The organism is Streptomyces sp. TOM-9 (assembly GCF_056858595.1).
Window position 1 is genome coordinate 9,151,535 of sequence record NZ_JBXEQB010000001.1, and the last position, 15,259, is coordinate 9,166,793.

A 15,259-nucleotide genomic window follows, 5' to 3' on the forward strand; every position below is an offset into this window, starting at 1 on the left:
TCTCAGGCTGCGCCCGTGGGATCCGTCGATCCGGCGGCGCGGCGGTATTCGGCGTTGATCCGCTGGGCTTCTGCGAGCTGGTCCTCGAGGATGACGATGCGGCAGGCGGCCTCGACGGGGGTGCCCTGGTCGACGAGTTCACGGGCTCGGGCCGCGATGCGGAGCTGGTACCGGGAGTAGCGGCGATGTCCGCCTTCGGAGCGGAGCGGGGTGATCAGGCGGGCCTCGCCGATGGCACGGAGGAAGCCCGGGGTGGTGCCGAGCATCTCGGCGGCCCGGCCCATGGTGTAGGCGGGGTAGTCGTCGTCATCGATACGGCCGAAGGAGTCAGCTGCTGCCGTCATTGCACCTCTTTGTGGAACATGTGGAGGGGCCTTGACGCCGTCCCGCCACCAGGGCCCCGAAGGGACTGCTACTCCCTTCTGGCGGCCCTCGTCCGCGCCGACCTCTTGTTTCCTCGCAATGGTTGTGGTGTGTCGAGGTCGAAGATATACGGATCCGGTCATGCCAGGCATGGTCCCGCTCCGTGGGCCGGCAGGGGCAGCGCCCGAACGAAGGCCGGCGGCAGTCCGGGCGGGTGAGATAGAGGTCGGTTCCATGCCGAACGTCGACCTGGCGGCGCGTCAGTGCCAGGACGGCCGGGATGTGCCGCTTGCCGTCCACGGACGGCAGACCACGGGAAGCCGCACCGGGCGCCCCACTCGATGAGGGCTCGGCCGGCATGCGCCGACCGAGCCCTCATGCCGCCATGGTCGGGCCAGTGCGTCGTCCCGACCCCGGCTACCCGGCGGTGGGGACGCCGAGCAGGGCCGACGCTTCCTGGAGCGGGGTGAGCCCGGGCGCCGGTGCTGCGGCAGGGAGGGCGCGGCAGGTGAAGCCGAGGCGCGTCATGGCGCGGAGGACCTCGCCGGCGGTGAAGTCACGGCGGTCCTGCCGGGTGATGACCTCGCCCACTTGCATGACGGGGTAGTGGCGGCGGCCGATGATCACGGACTCACCGGTGACCGGCTCGGGCCTGACGCCCTTCATCGACGCCACCACCCCGGTCTTGGACAGGTCGAACGCGAAACGGGCGATGACGCAGCGCATGGTGCCTCGCAGGAGGAGTGGGAAGCGATGGGACCGGTGGGCGACGGGTCAGCGTGAGCGCGTGAGAACACCCACGGCGCAGCCGTGCTCGTCGACGACGGGCACGGCCGCGAGCTGCCGGTGGCGCATGACGTGCTGCGCTTCGGTCATCTTGGTCATCGGCGAGGCGAACGGCCCGCCGTCACCGGCGACCTCCCGCAGGCGGACCTGATCGGTGTAGCCGTGGCCGTCACGGACGGCGGTGAGCTGGGCATGGGTGACCAGACCCGTGCACCGGCCGTCCTCGTCGCAGACGACCAGATGTCCGGTACGGGCGCTGGCCATGACCGACAGGGCCACCTCGACGGTCATGTCGTCCCAGACCTGCGGTCCGGGCATGTCCATGACGTCGGCCACGGTTCCGTGGGCGGAATCCGCAGGGCGTGGCAAGTCGTGTGCCAGGGTCAAGAAGTGCCTCCTGGAGAAGTTGATGGGCGGCGTGACGGGGAAAGTGCTAGGCCGTGTCGTCAAAGGAGCGCCGGCCGCCCGGAGGGCGGGCCCAGCGGCGTCTGGTGCGGTGCATCGTAAGGCGGAGAGTCGTCCTCGTAGTGGGCTACTCGGACGATTCGACAACGCAGCGAGGTGCCGTGCCAGGCGCCGCTGGGCAGGCGGGACTTTGACGACACGGCCTAGGCCACCGCGTCGTAGGCGGGCCGCCGCTGGGCCGTGCGGCGTGCTGCCCCGCCGGTGCGGCGGTCCTGAGCGGTGGCACGGCTGCGCCCGCCGCGGGAGGCTGGGGCGCCGTTTTTGCGTTCCGCCGCCGGTGCGGTGATGACGACCGGGATGCCCGAGGGGGTCTGCGCGCCGGTGATGCGGATCAGATCGTCCCCGGACGGGTGGACCTCGGTGGTGTGCGGGCGGATTCCGGCGTGCTGCATGAGACGGGCCATGTCGCGGCGCTGGTTGGGCGTGACCAGTGTGACCACGATGCCGGACCGGCCGGCGCGGGCCGTGCGGCCGCCCCTGTGGAGGTAGTCCTTGTGGTCGTTGGGCGGGTCCACGTTGACGACCAGGTCGAGGTTGTCGACGTGGATCCCGCGTGCGGCGACGTTGGTCGCCACCAGGACGGTCACGTGTCCCGTCTTGAACTGGGCCAGGGTCCGGGTGCGCTGCGGCTGCGACTTGCCGCCGTGCAGCGCGGCGGCGCGGACGCCGCTTCTGAGCAGGTGCTCGGTCAGCCTGTCGACGGCGTGCTTGGTGTCCAGGAACATGATCACCTGACCCTCTCGCGCCGCGATCTCGGTTGTCGCCTGGTGCTTGTCGGCGGCGTGCACGTGCAGCACGTGGTGCTCCATCGTGGTGACCGCGCCCGCGGAGGGATCCACGGAGTGGACCACCGGGTCGTGCAGGTAGCGGCGGACCAGACGGTCGACGTTGCGGTCCAAGGTGGCCGAGAACAGCATTCGCTGCCCCTCGGGGTGCACCTGGTCCAGCAGCGCTGTGACCTGCGGCATGAAGCCCATGTCGGCCATCTGGTCGGCCTCGTCCAGGACGGTCACGGCGACTCGGTCCAGTCGGCAGTCGCCGCGCTCGACGAGGTCCCTCAGCCGGCCGGGCGTCGCGACGAGGACCTCCGACCCGCTGCGCAGCGCGCCGGCCTGACGGCCGATCGGCATCCCGCCGACCGCGGTGGCCAGCCGCAGCCTCATCGAACGGGCGTAGGGGGCAAGCGCGTCGGTGACCTGCTGGGCCAACTCCCGGGTGGGTACGAGCACCAGGGCCAGAGGCTGCCGGGGCTCGGCGCGCTGCCCGGCGGTACGGGCCAGCAGCGCGAGGCCGAAGGCGAGGGTCTTGCCGGAACCGGTCCGCCCGCGGCCCAGCACGTCACGGCCCGCGAGGGAATTGGGCAAGGTCGCCGCCTGGATCGGGAACGGCACGGTCACGCCTTCGGCGGTGAGCGCGGCCAGCAGCGGCCGCGGCATGTCGAGATCGGCGAACGCCCCGGCGGCGGGCAGTGCCGGAGTCGCCGTGTCCGGCAGGGCGAACTCTGCCTGCGGTGCGGCGGGGCGACGGCGTCGGCCGCCGGAACGGCTCGGGTCGGTGAAACGGTCGTTCGTACGTGTACGGCTCATGCAGAACCTTCCTTGAAGCGGCCGCATCAAGGGATTCCGCTGCGATGAGCAGGACGGGGAATCGCAAGAATGGGCCAAGCAAATGCGATGGCGAATTCAGCCGGCGGGAGAAGTCCGCGGGCCGAGGCGCCGAACGGGTGGGGTGATCTGGTCCGCGTCCGAAAGACCGGGGTTACGGGCGTCGGGGAGCTCTGACGGATGTGCATCCGGAGTCCGACGGGAGCGTCCGTTGCCGGTGGGATCGCGGCACCCTCAAAATCGTGGGACCAGTGAGGTCGTCACGGCGTCATCAGGGCAGGGTGCGTCCTGATGTGCAGCAAGCTGGGGCCCGCACCCAAGGTGCGGGCCCCAGCTGCGATGCGTGCGCTCAGCGTCAGGCGGGAACGATGTTCTCGGCCGTGGGGCCCTTCTGGCCCTGCGCGATGTCGAAGCTCACCTTCTGGCCCTCCTGCAGCTCGCGGAAGCCCTGGGCGGCGATGTTCGAGTAGTGGGCGAACACGTCAGCGCCGCCACCGTCCTGCTCGATGAAGCCGAAACCCTTTTCCGCGTTGAACCACTTCACGGTGCCAGTAGCCATGTGGTGCATCTCCTTTGGGGCAGTGCCCGGAATCCGTACTGTACGGACCCCGCGTCGCCGCGATGATTGCCCCGCCAGCAAATGAACCGGAATTTTGGGAACCACAACTGCAACTTATTCGAGAGTAGCATGGCGCGATCGGCTGTGCACGGTTAATAACCGGGCGCGGCCGTGGCGTGTGAGAAACCTCATCGCGCGTTGCGCCAATTTCTCACTTCGCGAGCACAGATATTCAGCGTCCCGGAACACACCGTTCGGCACGTTGCGCCGCGCACCACAGCCCGGCGGCGGTCGGCCCTCCGTCTCGCGAGCCCCCGCGCGCACGGCCGGATCCGAGGCGCGCCTGCTGGCGGACCTGTCTACCCGGGCGACCCGCGGGTGGCCGAAGATCCGGTCGGTATGACGGGAAGGAAACGCCTCACGCCAGTGTTGGACAGGTCTGTCTAGCGAAAATGAACAGTCTGTCTAGCGAAAATGAACAGACCGGTCTACTCAAGATGGGGACGGTGGCATGCCCGAGCAGCCCACCTCGCAGGACCGCGGCAACGTGGTCACCACGCCGGCGGCCGATACCGGTCCGGTCGGCGCGGAGACAGGGGGCCCGGCCCCGCTCACCTCGGCCGCGCCCAAGGGGAGAGGGCGTGTCGCAGGCGGCGTACTGCCTCAGCGCGTGGCCTTCTACCTCCTGGCGTCGATCGTCGTGTCGTTCCTGGCGGGTTCAAGCGCCCCCACCCCGCTCTACGCGGTCTACCAGGCGGAGTGGGGCTTCAGCCCGGTGACCACCACGCTGGTGTTCGGCGTGTACGCGATCGCGGTCCTGGTCTCGCTGCTCACCCTGGGACGGCTGTCGGACCACCTGGGCCGCCGCCCGGTCCTGCTCGCGGCCCTCGCCGCACAGGCGGCCGCGATGGTGGTGTTCGCGACGGCCCACGGCGTGCCGGAACTGATGATCGGCCGGGTGGTCCAGGGACTGTCCACCGGTGCCGCGCTGGGCGCGATCGGGGCCGGGATGCTGGACATCGACCGCCGCCGCGGGACCGTCGCGAACTCCTTCGCCCCCGGTCTCGGCACCGCCACCGGCTCCTTGGCGTCGGCGTTCCTCGTGCAGTACCTTCCCGCGCCGACACACCTGGTCTACCTGGCCCTGCTTGTCGTGATGGCCGTGCAGGCACTGGGGGTCGTCCTGATGCGGGAGACCCTCACACCCACCCCGGGCGCGCTCGCCACCCTGGTCCCGGACGTGAAGCTCCCCAGGACCGTGCGGCGCGCCGTCTTCAACGCCGCCCCGGTCCTGTTCGCGGTCTGGGCCCTGGCGGGCTTCTACGCCTCCCTGGGCCCGGCGCTCGTGCGGACCCTCACCCACTCCACGTCGGCCGTCTACGGCGGACTGGCCCTGTTCGTCCTGGCCGGGGTGGCCGCGGCCGCCACCCTCGTACTGCGTACGGCACCCGCCCGCGGCGTCATGGTCGGCGGAATCATCAGCCTCGTCGTCGGCGTCGGCCTCACCCTGCTCTCGGTGCAGAACGGCTCGCCCGCCCTGTTCTTCACCGGCTCGGCCATCGCCGGCATCGGATTCGGCAGCGGCTTCCAGGGCGGCATCCGCACCGTGATTCCGCTGACCGCCGCCCACGAACGTTCCGGAGTGCTGTCCCTGCTCTACGTGGTGTCCTATCTGGGGATGGGAGTGCCGTCGGTGATCGCCGGCTACCTCGTCGTCCACGCCGGCGGCCTGCTCGCCACCGCCCGCGAGTACGGCGCGGCCGTCATCGTCCTGGCACTGCTGGCCCTGCTCGGTCTGCTGACGGAACGGCGCAGCAGCCGTTCGCGACCCGTGATTGCCTAAAGTGAGCCTCGAGGCCCGGAAGATGGCACGAACCAGCAGGGAGGCCGGGATGGTTGCCGACAGCACCAGGGCGCACGACGCGCGCACCGAGGTCAAGGCTCCGGCACGCGAGCGACTGCTGTCCGCCGCCAACGAGCTCTTCTACGCCGAGGGTGTGCAGAGCGTCGGGATCGACCGGATCATCGAACGCGCCGGGGTGGCCAAGGCCTCGCTCTACAACACGTTCGGCAGCAAGGACGAGTTGGTCCACGCGTACCTGAAGTCCCGGCACGCCGCCACCTCCGCCCGCCTCCTCGCCGCCCTCGAGCGCTTCGAGAACCCCCGCGACCGGCTGCTCGGCGTCTTCGACGCGCTGACGGAGTCGTTCAAGGGCCCCAGCTACCGCGGCTGCGCGTTCATCGCCGCGAGCGCGGAGGCCGAGCCGGGCAGCAGCACAGAACAGGCCTCCAACGACTACCGGGCATGGGTAAGGGGCCTGTTCACCGACCTCGCCCGGCAAGCCGGCGTTCCCGACCCGGAGACCCTCGGCCGCCGTCTGCACCTGCTCTACGACGGGTGCGCGGTCTCGGTCCGCATGGACGGCGACCCCGGCGCCGCCGCCGCGGCCCGGGCCGCCGCCGAGGTCCTCCTGGACGCCGCCCTGACCCCGGCGCCGCAGGCCGGCCAGCGGGGCTGAGGCATACGGCAGCGGGGTTGTCGCCTGGGCTTCAGGAACTCATCGCGGCTCGGTCGGAGTCGCTGCGCAGGACGCAGAATTCGTTGCCTTCGGGGTCGGCAAGGACCGCCCAGCCAGAGCCGTCGGGATTCCGGAGATCGGCGACCAAGGTGGCACCGAGGCCCAGCAACCGTTCCACCTCCTGCTCGCGCGAGGTCTCAGGGCGCAGACACAGATGGATCCGGTTCTTGATCTTCTTGGGCTCGGACACCTGGTTGAAGTACAGCACCGGGCCCTCCGCGAGCACCACCTGAGTCTCCCGGTCACCCGGCTTGTCCTCCGGATGCAGCGGACGGCCGGTCACCCCGCTCCAGAACCGGGCCAACCCGTAGGCGTCCGCACAGTCAATCGCCACGTTCTGCAAGACCGAAACCATGCGCGCAAGCCTTCCCGACTCCCGCCCCGGGACGCCACCGAGTTCTCAGGCGCACGGCCGCCGGCGGCCGTGCGAGGAGGCTGAGGACGGCGCGGCACGTACGGATGTTTCCGGCGTTGGCCTCCTCAGCACTCTCCGCTGTCCGAACAGCGGCTCAGCGGTAGTCCTCGGGGTGGCCCTGCATCCAGCGGTTGATCCGGTCGCGCGTCGCCACGAGTTCGTCCTGGTGCGCCTTGAGGTTCTCGAAGGAGGTGTCCGCGCCGAGGACGTCGCGCAGATCCGTCATCCAGGCGAGGGGCTCGCTGAAGTGGCCGGGGCCCTGGGGATCGGCCTTCATCGCGGCGTCGAGTTCGGCGAGTTCGGTGTGCACCCGGGTCAGGAAGTACTCACACTCGCCCCGCGCTGTGGTGGCGGTGCAGCCGGAGTGGTAGGTGGCCTGCAAGGTGGCGAAGGCGTCGCGTACCTTCTCCACCGGTCCCGCCGGCTCGGCAGCCGAAGCGGACGCGGACGCGGACGCCGAAGCGGCCGCCGGCGCGGGGGTGCCGCCGGCTGCCCGGTCCGTGCCGGTGTCCGACGGGGCAGAGCACGACAGCAGCAGCGCGGCGAGCGGGAGGGCGAGCAACGTGGCGCCGGGCAGGCGTCGTCCGGGTTCTTTGATCATGGCGGATACGACGTACGCCGGGACCGCACGGTTCCCGACGGCGTACGGGGAAACCGCCGCGACTACTGCTGCAGGGCGTAGCGGAAGACGCGGGAGTCCCGTACCTCGAAGCCGAGCCGCTCGTACAGCCGGTTCGCCGCCTGCCGCGAGGGGCGCGAGGTGAGATCCACCGTGCGGGCTCCCGCCGCGTCGGCCAGGCGAACCGCCTCCTCGGTGAGGGCGGCCCCGACGCCGTAACCGCGGGCGGCCTCATCGACCACCACGTCCTCGATCCAGGCCCGCATCCCGGTCGGCAGGGGAAACAGGACCAGCGTGAGCGTCCCGACGACACGGCCGTCGACCCGTGCCACCAGCACGGTGTTCGCCTCGGCGGCCAGGAGCCGTCGCAGCGTCTCGTGGGTCAGCGGGGCGGCGCTGCGGGACAGTTGGGGCAGCAGGCGGGTGAACGCCTCGACCATCTCGTCGTCCGCCTCGCGGACGACCGCAACCTCAAGGCTCATGATCCGGTTCCTATCCAGGCTGTCACGGCACCGGACGGCCTCTGCGACGCCCGGAGGTGCGGCCTCGTACGGCCACCGCACCAGTCTTCTCACGATCGGCCGGGGCGGCCATTCCTGCTCATCCAGACGTGGGCAGGGTTGTCGGTGTCACGATCGAGTCGTCCGGCCGCGGGCCGGCCGGGCGATTCAGAGGGCCCCGGTCCGGCAACCGGGTGCGGTTCGTGTGGTCCTGCTGCTTCCGCCTTCCCCGCGCTCAGCCGCCGTCCTCGCCGTCCCCGGTCATGTCGTACTCGTCCACGTCGAGCACGGCGCCGGTGGCGCTGAGGAAGTCCAGGACGCCGCGGTCCAGGTGCCAGCCGAACAGGTTGGGGGCATCCGCGCGATCGGGCTGGTCCGGGTCGGTGTCGTCGAAATGGCGTACGAGCTGGAGAACCGCTCCGCCGCCGTGGTCGGCCAGGCGGTCGGCGAGGTCGGCGATGCGGTCCGTATGGGGCCGGAGCCTGTCGAGAATGCGGGCGATCTGCTCGTCGACGCACAGGTTGGGTTCCTGGCAGACGGCCTTCCAGCAGTGGTTGACCGGAACAGCTCTCGGTGTGGTGCGTTTGCTGCCGCGAATGGACACTTCGTCAGGAGCGATGCCCAGGTGCGCGGTCATCTCATCTGCCGAGGTATGCCGGCTGAACAGCGCGAAATAGGCGTACTGGCGAAGAGGCATCCCGGGAGGATAGCCGCGCGGGAGGCGGGCCGAGCAGGACTGTTCGGTGCCCCGGGGCCGGGCGTCACGCGCCGCCATCCCCCTTCCAGGAGCGAGCGCATGCGCCCGGCACAACGGCGTCAGTCGCCGTCGCGGTGGTACGCGGCAAGGAGAAAGGTCCAGATCTCGCTGATGGTGGGGAAGCAGGCGACGGCGTGCCGCAGCCGCTTGAGGGGGATCTCGCCTGCGACGGCGACGGTCGCGGAGTGCAGCAGTTCGCTGACGCCGTGGCCGACGAAGGTCACCCCGAGCAGGACCTCGCGGTCGGTGTCGACGACCATCCGGGCGTGACCGCGGTAGCCGTCGGCGTAGAGGTTGGCGCCCTGGGCGGCGGTGAAGTCCAGGTCGATGACCTTGACGGGGAGACCGGCCTCCGCGGCCTGTGCTGCGGACAGGCCCACCGCGCCCGCTTCGGGGTCGGTGAAGAAGACCTGCGGTACCGCGTGCTGATCGGCCGTGGTGGCGTGGTCGCCCCACGGGGCGTCGTCCAGGGGACGGCCGGCGGCACGCGCGCCGATGGCGTCGCCGGCGGTGCGTGCCTGGTACTTGCCCTGGTGGGTGAGGAGGGCGCGGTGGTTGACGTCGCCGAGCGCGTACAGCCAGTCGCCCGGGACCTCGCGGACCAGGCACGTGGTGTCGGCGTCCAGCCAGGACCCCGGGGTGAGGCCCACGGTGTCCAGACCGATGTCGTCGGTCAGCGGGGCGCGTCCGGTGGCGAACATGATCTCGTCCGCTTCCAGTTCACTGCCGTCGTCCAGGATGCAGGTGACCGGCCCGGCGGGGTCGGGGCGGCGCAGGGAGGTCACCTGGACGCCGATGCGGACCTGCGCGCCGGCGTCGGTCAACCCGTCTGCGACGAGCTCGCCGGCGAACGGCTCCATCCGGGGGAGCAGAGGACGCCGGGCGAGGAGGGTGACCTGGGAGCCCAGGCCCTGCCAGAGGGTGGCCATCTCCACCCCGACCCCGCCACCGCCGACGACGATCAGGCGGCCGGGGACGGTGCTGGAGTCGGTGCCGTGCCGGTTGGTCCACGGCCGGGCTTCCTCGATGCCGTCGATGTCGGGCAGCACCGGGCGGCTGCCGGTGGCGATGGCGACCGCGTGCCGCGCCGCAAGGGTGTGGCGGGTGCCGTCCGCCGCGGTGACGGTCACCTTCCGCGGTCCGTCGAGCCGGCCGTGGCCGCGGAAGAGGTCGGCGCCGATGGACTTCACCCAGCGCGCCTGGCCGGTGTCGTCCCAGTCGGTGACGTAGTGGTCCCGGCGGGCGAACACCCTGCCGGTGTCCAGCGACCCGGTCACGGCCTGCCGGGCGCCGTCGACCCGCCGCGCGTCGGCGACGGCGATGACCGGCCGCAGCAGCGCCTTGCTGGGCACGCACGCCCAGTACGAGCACTCTCCGCCCACCAGTTCCCGTTCCACCACGGCCACCGAGAGTCCCGCGGCGCGGGCGTGGTCGGCGACGTTCTGCCCGACCGGGCCTGCTCCCAGCACGATCACGTCGTATGTGTCGTGATCCTGGATCCCGGATGCTTCGGTCATTGCTGCCTCACTTCAATTTCGGTGCTGATCCGCAGGTGGCATCGCGGAGCGTCTACGACCGGACGCGCAGCGAATGCAATTCCCCTCGTCGCGTTCCCATGCCTTCCCTCCTGACGGTCGGCCTGCCAATTGCGTGGCCACCGTCCCGACGCCACGTGCGGTACGGCCGCCCTGCGGGCGGTAGAGCATCGGGCCTACGGGCTCAGTGTCGCAGCCCCGGTCCGTCGTTGTGCGGATGCCCGGGGAGAATTTCATTCGATTTACTTGTGGCCGGGTTTCATCATTCGAATGGCTCACAAATCATCGTCCGTCGCCCAGGACGCAGCCGGGCGGATGAACGCCCACGTGCGGTCCCTCCCCAGCGGACCTGCACCGATGGTGACCGCGGCCGCGGCCTCGGCGACCTTGCTGCACGAGGCGCCCTGCGAACTGCGCTGACCGTCAACGGCGTCCGGGCTGCTGGTGCCGCCGAAGTCCTGCAGGAGGCCGACATTGAACGGCGGTATCGCCTGGACCCGCGGATCTGGATGGTGAATTGCCGTGGAAGTTTCGCCGACGCTTTGCCGAACTGGGCGGCCCGGCAGGGCATTTGTTTGACGCAGGTCACACGGGCGGGGTTCTGGGACGAGGTACAGTTACATGTAGTTGACCGTTAAACCAGTCCCGATTGGTGTGCTTGTCGATGACCGAGAATCGTCCCAACTCGTCTTCCGAGACCGAGAATGCCGGTGTCCTGATGCAAATGCTCAGCGGCTACTGGGTGACTCAGATCGTCCGGGCCGCGGTCGAGCTCTCCCTTCCTGACCATCTGGCTGATGGGCCCCTCGCCGCAGAGGACATCGCCGAGCGCGAGGCCAGCGATCCCGCGACCACCTACCGGCTGCTGCGTGCTTGCGCTTCCCTGGGCCTGGTGGCCTACGAAGGCGAGCGCCGGTTCTCCGGTACCCCCCTGAGCCGGCTGCTCCGTAGCGGGGTGCCGAACACCCTGCGGGAGGTGGCGCTCACGTGGGGCGGGCCCTCCCACTGGCGTGCCTGGGAGCGGTTCCCGGAGGCCGTCCGCAAGGGGGGTACCCAGATCGAAAGCGCGCTGGGCACGGACTTCTTCACCTACCTCGGCGACAACCCTGCCGAGGCGGAGCTCTTCTCGGTCGCCATGTCCGGCATGGCGGAACGGCTGAACGGCGACCTCACCGAGGCGCTCGACACCACCGGCACCACGGTCGCGGTCGATGTCGGCGGCGGCACGGGGGCGCTCGTGCAGGGGCTCCTGCAGGCGAACCCGGACCTCCGAGGGCAGAGCCTGGACCTGCCCCACGCCGCTGCCGGCGCGCAGGCGGCAGCCGAGAAGCGGGGGGTGGGCGACCGGTTCACCGCGGTCACCGGAGACTTCTTCGAGTCCGTCCCGTCGGCCGACCTGTACCTGCTCAAGATGGTTCTGCACGACTGGAACGACGCCGACTGCGTCAGGATCCTCGAGAACTGCCGTGCTTCCGCACGGCCGGGCGCGCGGGTCGTGGTGGTGGAGAACGTGATCGGGGAGATCGGAGCGCCCGGCTTCGAACCCCTTGCGGACATGCACATGCTCGCGATGCTGTCGGGGCAGGAGCGGGACCTCCCCGAGTTCGACGGGCTCTTCGCCGCATCCGGGTGGCGGCGCACCGCCGTCACCCCGACGGGCTTCCAGTTCAAGATCATCGAGCTGGAGGCGGTCTGAGACTCCGGAACCCCAACTCCCGACTCCCACCTCCCGCGCCAGACATGCGGGAACGAGCCGACCGGTCCCCACCGCTCCCTGCGGTGGGGACCGGAGCCACGAGCCCTGAACCCGGCCTCCTACTCGGTGCGCAGGGCCGTGGCGGTGCGGGCCCTGGCGGCCCAGCCGGCGGGCAGCAGCGCGCCGAGGGCGGCGATGAGCAGGCCGCCGAGCGCGAGCGGCAGCAGTTCGGCCGCGTGGTAGACGGCGATGACCGAACCGGGCAGGCGCAGCCCCACGCTGTCGCCCATCGCGTGGATGACCCAGCCGTGCAGGGCCACGCCCAGCGGAACGCCCAGGGCGCCCGCGACCAGTCCGGTCACGACGACCGAGGTGACGACCATCGCGACGGTCTGACGGGGGGTCATGCCGAGCGCCTTGTGGACACCGAGTTCCCGGACGCGTTCGCGGGTGTCGAGCAGTACGCCGTTGAGCACGCCGAGCGCGGCGACGGCGACGAGCATCAGCGTGAGGACCGCGGACAACGCGTTGAGCGTGACGACCATGTCGCTGCCCGAGTCGAGCCCGCCGGCCCGGGCGGTGACCCCCAGCGGTCCCAGGTGCTTGTTCAGCGACTTGACGTAACCGGTCACGTCCGTGCCCGGCGCGACCGCGATGTGATGGCTCGTCTCCGCCAGGTCGGGATGCGCGGACGCCAGGGTCGAGGAGTCGGTGAAGACCTGCATGCCGCCCTTGCGGGTGTCCAGGACCTCACCGACGATCCTGACTGTGACCGGCTCGGCCAGGCCGTTCAGGGTGACGGTGTCGCCGGTGCGGGTGCCGGTGGCGGTCAGGAACGGCGTCGGGACCACGGCCTCGCCGGGCCCGTCGATCCATCGGCCCGAGACCATCGTGTAGCCGCCCCAGGAGGCGTCGCCGGTGAAGGCGATCACGTCGACGGTGCCCGTCAGGCCGGACACGGTCGCCCGTACCGTCGCGGCCCTGTAGTACCTCCCGGTTCCCGCGGCGGTCCCGATGGCCGCGGCGACCGCGGCGGGATCGGCTGAGGGCTGGGCGGGCCGCTTCTCAGGGCCGGGGCCTTGAGGCCCGAAGTCCGGCAACGGCGCGGGCACGACGACATCGGCGGCGTCGTGTGCCCTGGCCTTCATCACCTGGCCGAGCGAGGCGCTCATCCCCACGGTGAACGTGACCGCGACGGCGCCGAACAGGATCGCCGTCCCCATGGCCAGCGCACGGGCGGGCCGCACGAAGGGCCGGACCAGGCCCAGGGCCACCGGCTGCGGCACCGGCAGCCGTCCGGCCAGGCGTGCCGCCCACCGGCCGCGCCCTGCCGTACCGGTACGCCCCACGGCGAGCGCGTCGACCGTGCGCAGTCGGCCGGCCCGCCAGGCACTCGCCCACGCGGTGGCCGCCACCAGGACGAGCACCCCGGCGATCACCGCCAGGTCGACCCGGGGCGCGACGGCCAGGGACACGGTGCCGTACACCTCCCCGGTCTCGGCCAGTACGGGGACGGCGAGCAGGTGGCCGGCGAGGACACCGAGGGCCGTGCCGACGGCGGCCGGGATCAGCGCCTGGCCCACGTAGGCCCGCACGACCTGGGCCGGGGTGAAGCCGAGGGCTTTGAGGATGCCGATGCGCCGCGTCCCCATGCCGACGGCCGACGCGACGACGTTGCCGACGATGAGCACCGACATCACCAGGCCCAGGGCGCCGAACGCGACGAGGAACGGGACGTAGAGGGAGGTGTCGCGCTCGGCGTTCTTCTTGACGGTGAGCCATGACTGTGCGCCGACGGCCGATCCCGGCGGCAGGGATCCCGTCACGGCCTTGCCGTCCGCGGTGATCTGCGCGGCGGTGCCCGCGTCGGTGAAGCGGTACAGCATCTGGTAGCCGCCGCTGCCGGGCGCGGTGAGCGCCGGCATCTGGGACGGAACCACCCAGGCGTCGGCGGTCTGCGTGACCGAACGGGCCACACCGACGACCGTCAGCGCCGGGCCGCCGGACAGATCGGGGAAGGTGATCTCCATGCCCATGGTCGGGATGAGGGAGGAGTCGGGGGACAGGACGATCTCGCCGTCACGCGTGGGCCACCGCCCGTCGAGCAGCGCCACCTCGTCCACGTCCCGGCCGGCATCGCCCCGGCCGACCACGGTCATCGGCCACCCGGGGCCCGCCCCGTCGGACCGCGGGGTGACGGTCGCCGTACGGAACGGCCCGGCCGCACCGCTCACCCCTTCGGCGTCCCTGGACGCCGACAACTGCCCGGCGCTCACCTTGCCCGCGTCGAACTGCACGGACAGGTGCGCACCGTGCTGCCTGGCGAAGGCGTCCTCGAAGGGCGCGCCGGACACCACGAGCAGCGATCCGCCGAGGACGGAGGCGGCCACCGCCATTATCGTGGCGAGCCCGATCACCAGGGTCTGCACCCGGCGCCGTCCCACCCCCGAGCGCACCACCGCGCCGAGCGCGCTCATCGGACGGCCTCCGGGGCGACGGCCTGCGACCGGACGTCCTCGGTGATCCGGCCGTCGGCGATCCGGACCGTACGGCTTGTGCAGGACCGGGCCAACGACAGGTCGTGCGTGACCACGACGATGGTCTGGCCCTCGGCGTTGAGGCCGGCGAGCAGCCTGCTGACGTCCTGTCCGGCCGCCGTGTCCAGGGCCCCGGTCGGCTCGTCGGCCAGGAGCAGCGTCGGCCGGTTCACCAACGCCCGGGCCACCGCGACGCGCTGCCGTTCGCCGCCGGACAGCCGCCCCGGGTAGGCGCGGGCGTGCCGGTCGACGCCCAGCAGTTCCAGGAGTTCCGCCGCCCGGCGGTCCGCCGCGCCACGTGCCATGCCCGCCAGGCGCGCCGGCAGGACGACGTTGTCGGTGACGGTCAGATCGTCGAGCAGGTTGAAGAACTGGAAGACCATGCCGATCTTCGACCGCCGGAACAGCGCCGATCCGGCCTCGCCCAGCTGGTCCACCCGCACCCCGTCCACGGTGACGGTCCCCGTGTCGGGCCGGTCCAGGCCCGCGATCAGATTGAGCAGTGTGGACTTGCCGCTGCCGGAGGGGCCGAGGATCGCGACGGACTCGCCGGGCCGCACGGTCAGCGCCGCCTCGTGCAGGGCGGGCGGGCCGTCGTCGTATCGGCGGCTCACCTCGCGCAGTTCGATCACCGGCACGGTCATGGAGGGCTCCTCGGGTAGGCGCGGTCGGCTGCGTGAACGCTAGGAGCGGGCCCGGCCCGCACGCGTCGCCCGCCCGGACCCATTGCGGTACCGCGCCGGGACGATCCCCGGAAACGTCATCCCTGCGATGTAGGCGGGCGATGTACCCGGAGCAGTGGGAATGACCACCGGGACGGACTCCGCGGATCCGCGCGGCCGCG

The 15,259-nt window shown here is 71.2% G+C and carries 16 protein-coding genes; 4 read left to right on the forward strand and 12 right to left on the reverse strand.

Annotated elements, in window-relative coordinates:
• Nucleotides 1-2: 2 nt before the first annotated feature.
• The 5 genes from AC1VWI_RS41920 to AC1VWI_RS41940 all read right to left on the reverse strand — a co-directional run bounded on the left by AC1VWI_RS41920 (nt 3) and on the right by AC1VWI_RS41940 (nt 3,777).
• A complete protein-coding gene (locus AC1VWI_RS41920) occupies nt 3-344 on the reverse strand; it encodes a MerR family transcriptional regulator (RefSeq protein WP_499516310.1) in 342 nt (113 codons plus the stop codon).
• Between the two features lie 436 nt (nt 345-780).
• The gene (locus tag AC1VWI_RS41925) at nt 781-1,089 is read right to left on the reverse strand and encodes an SCO5918 family protein (protein WP_499516311.1); all 309 of its coding nucleotides are present in this window, start codon (nt 1,087-1,089) and stop codon (nt 781-783) included.
• 48 nt (nt 1,090-1,137) lie between these two features.
• The gene (locus tag AC1VWI_RS41930) at nt 1,138-1,536 is read right to left on the reverse strand and encodes a CBS domain-containing protein (protein WP_499516312.1); all 399 of its coding nucleotides are present in this window, start codon (nt 1,534-1,536) and stop codon (nt 1,138-1,140) included.
• Nucleotides 1,537-1,757: 221 nt separating this feature from the next.
• Nucleotides 1,758-3,200 carry a DEAD/DEAH box helicase gene (locus AC1VWI_RS41935; RefSeq protein WP_499516313.1) on the reverse strand — a complete coding sequence of 481 codons (1,443 nt, stop codon included), beginning with the start codon at nt 3,198-3,200 and terminating at the stop codon, nt 1,758-1,760.
• 373 nt (nt 3,201-3,573) lie between these two features.
• Nucleotides 3,574-3,777 (reverse strand): cold-shock protein, encoded by a 204-nt coding sequence (locus tag AC1VWI_RS41940; RefSeq protein ID WP_030224351.1) that lies wholly within the window; start codon nt 3,775-3,777, stop codon nt 3,574-3,576.
• A gap of 511 nt (nt 3,778-4,288) precedes the next feature.
• Here AC1VWI_RS41940 and AC1VWI_RS41945 point away from each other — a divergent pair.
• Both AC1VWI_RS41945 and AC1VWI_RS41950 read left to right on the forward strand, forming a co-directional pair.
• Entirely contained in the window at nt 4,289-5,620 is a 1,332-nt protein-coding gene (locus tag AC1VWI_RS41945; protein WP_499516314.1) for an MFS transporter, read from the forward strand.
• A gap of 49 nt (nt 5,621-5,669) precedes the next feature.
• Nucleotides 5,670-6,296: a TetR/AcrR family transcriptional regulator gene (locus AC1VWI_RS41950; protein WP_499516315.1), complete on the forward strand. Its 627-nt coding sequence runs from the start codon at nt 5,670-5,672 to the stop codon at nt 6,294-6,296.
• A gap of 31 nt (nt 6,297-6,327) precedes the next feature.
• Here the strand turns inward: AC1VWI_RS41950 and AC1VWI_RS41955 are convergent, their stop codons facing one another.
• The 5 genes from AC1VWI_RS41955 to AC1VWI_RS41975 form a co-directional block, all read right to left on the reverse strand.
• Nucleotides 6,328-6,711: a VOC family protein gene (locus AC1VWI_RS41955; RefSeq protein ID WP_499516316.1), complete on the reverse strand. Its 384-nt coding sequence runs from the start codon at nt 6,709-6,711 to the stop codon at nt 6,328-6,330.
• 154 nt (nt 6,712-6,865) lie between these two features.
• A complete protein-coding gene (locus AC1VWI_RS41960; RefSeq protein WP_499516317.1) occupies nt 6,866-7,372 on the reverse strand; it encodes a hypothetical protein in 507 nt (168 codons plus the stop codon).
• Between the two features lie 62 nt (nt 7,373-7,434).
• The gene (locus AC1VWI_RS41965) at nt 7,435-7,953 is read right to left on the reverse strand and encodes a GNAT family N-acetyltransferase (protein ID WP_499516318.1); all 519 of its coding nucleotides are present in this window, start codon (nt 7,951-7,953) and stop codon (nt 7,435-7,437) included.
• A gap of 172 nt (nt 7,954-8,125) precedes the next feature.
• Complete coding sequence (locus tag AC1VWI_RS41970) at nt 8,126-8,587, reverse strand: DUF4279 domain-containing protein (protein ID WP_499516319.1); 462 nt, start codon at nt 8,585-8,587, stop codon at nt 8,126-8,128.
• 119 nt (nt 8,588-8,706) lie between these two features.
• On the reverse strand, nt 8,707-10,164 hold the full coding sequence (locus AC1VWI_RS41975; protein WP_499516320.1) for a dihydrolipoyl dehydrogenase family protein: 1,458 nt from the start codon (nt 10,162-10,164) through the stop codon (nt 8,707-8,709).
• Nucleotides 10,165-10,452: 288 nt separating this feature from the next.
• Between AC1VWI_RS41975 and AC1VWI_RS41980 the strand changes: the two genes are divergently transcribed.
• Complete coding sequence (locus AC1VWI_RS41980) at nt 10,453-10,602, forward strand: hypothetical protein (protein ID WP_499516321.1); 150 nt, start codon at nt 10,453-10,455, stop codon at nt 10,600-10,602.
• A gap of 298 nt (nt 10,603-10,900) precedes the next feature.
• Nucleotides 10,901-11,878 (forward strand): methyltransferase, encoded by a 978-nt coding sequence (locus tag AC1VWI_RS41985; RefSeq protein ID WP_499516322.1) that lies wholly within the window; start codon nt 10,901-10,903, stop codon nt 11,876-11,878.
• Between the two features lie 119 nt (nt 11,879-11,997).
• Here AC1VWI_RS41985 and AC1VWI_RS41990 read toward each other — a convergent pair whose 3' ends face one another.
• Entirely contained in the window at nt 11,998-14,355 is a 2,358-nt protein-coding gene (locus AC1VWI_RS41990) for an ABC transporter permease (RefSeq protein ID WP_499516323.1), read from the reverse strand.
• The gene (locus tag AC1VWI_RS41995; protein WP_499516324.1) at nt 14,352-15,059 is read right to left on the reverse strand and encodes an ABC transporter ATP-binding protein; all 708 of its coding nucleotides are present in this window, start codon (nt 15,057-15,059) and stop codon (nt 14,352-14,354) included. The genes AC1VWI_RS41990 and AC1VWI_RS41995 overlap by 4 nt, the downstream gene beginning before the upstream one ends.
• Nucleotides 15,060-15,259 lie beyond the last annotated feature (200 nt).

Bases quoted from the DNA above. Each gene is read 5' to 3' on its own strand.
- AC1VWI_RS41970 (WP_499516319.1), bottom strand. From the start codon at position 8,587: ATGCCTCTTCGCCAGTACGCCTATTTCGCGCTGTTCAGCCGGCATACC.
- AC1VWI_RS41950 (WP_499516315.1), top strand. From the start codon at position 5,670: ATGGTTGCCGACAGCACCAGGGCGCACGACGCGCGCACCGAGGTCAAG.
- AC1VWI_RS41975 (WP_499516320.1), bottom strand. From the start codon at position 10,164: ATGACCGAAGCATCCGGGATCCAGGATCACGACACATACGACGTGATC.
- AC1VWI_RS41995 (WP_499516324.1), bottom strand. From the start codon at position 15,059: ATGACCGTGCCGGTGATCGAACTGCGCGAGGTGAGCCGCCGATACGAC.
- AC1VWI_RS41925 (WP_499516311.1), bottom strand. From the start codon at position 1,089: ATGCGCTGCGTCATCGCCCGTTTCGCGTTCGACCTGTCCAAGACCGGG.
- AC1VWI_RS41985 (WP_499516322.1), top strand. From the start codon at position 10,901: ATGCAAATGCTCAGCGGCTACTGGGTGACTCAGATCGTCCGGGCCGCG.
- AC1VWI_RS41955 (WP_499516316.1), bottom strand. From the start codon at position 6,711: ATGGTTTCGGTCTTGCAGAACGTGGCGATTGACTGTGCGGACGCCTAC.
- AC1VWI_RS41990 (WP_499516323.1), bottom strand. From the start codon at position 14,355: ATGAGCGCGCTCGGCGCGGTGGTGCGCTCGGGGGTGGGACGGCGCCGG.
- AC1VWI_RS41940 (WP_030224351.1), bottom strand. From the start codon at position 3,777: ATGGCTACTGGCACCGTGAAGTGGTTCAACGCGGAAAAGGGTTTCGGC.
- AC1VWI_RS41945 (WP_499516314.1), top strand. From the start codon at position 4,289: ATGCCCGAGCAGCCCACCTCGCAGGACCGCGGCAACGTGGTCACCACG.
- AC1VWI_RS41935 (WP_499516313.1), bottom strand. From the start codon at position 3,200: ATGAGCCGTACACGTACGAACGACCGTTTCACCGACCCGAGCCGTTCC.
- AC1VWI_RS41960 (WP_499516317.1), bottom strand. From the start codon at position 7,372: ATGATCAAAGAACCCGGACGACGCCTGCCCGGCGCCACGTTGCTCGCC.
- AC1VWI_RS41980 (WP_499516321.1), top strand. From the start codon at position 10,453: ATGGCTCACAAATCATCGTCCGTCGCCCAGGACGCAGCCGGGCGGATG.
- AC1VWI_RS41920 (WP_499516310.1), bottom strand. From the start codon at position 344: ATGACGGCAGCAGCTGACTCCTTCGGCCGTATCGATGACGACGACTAC.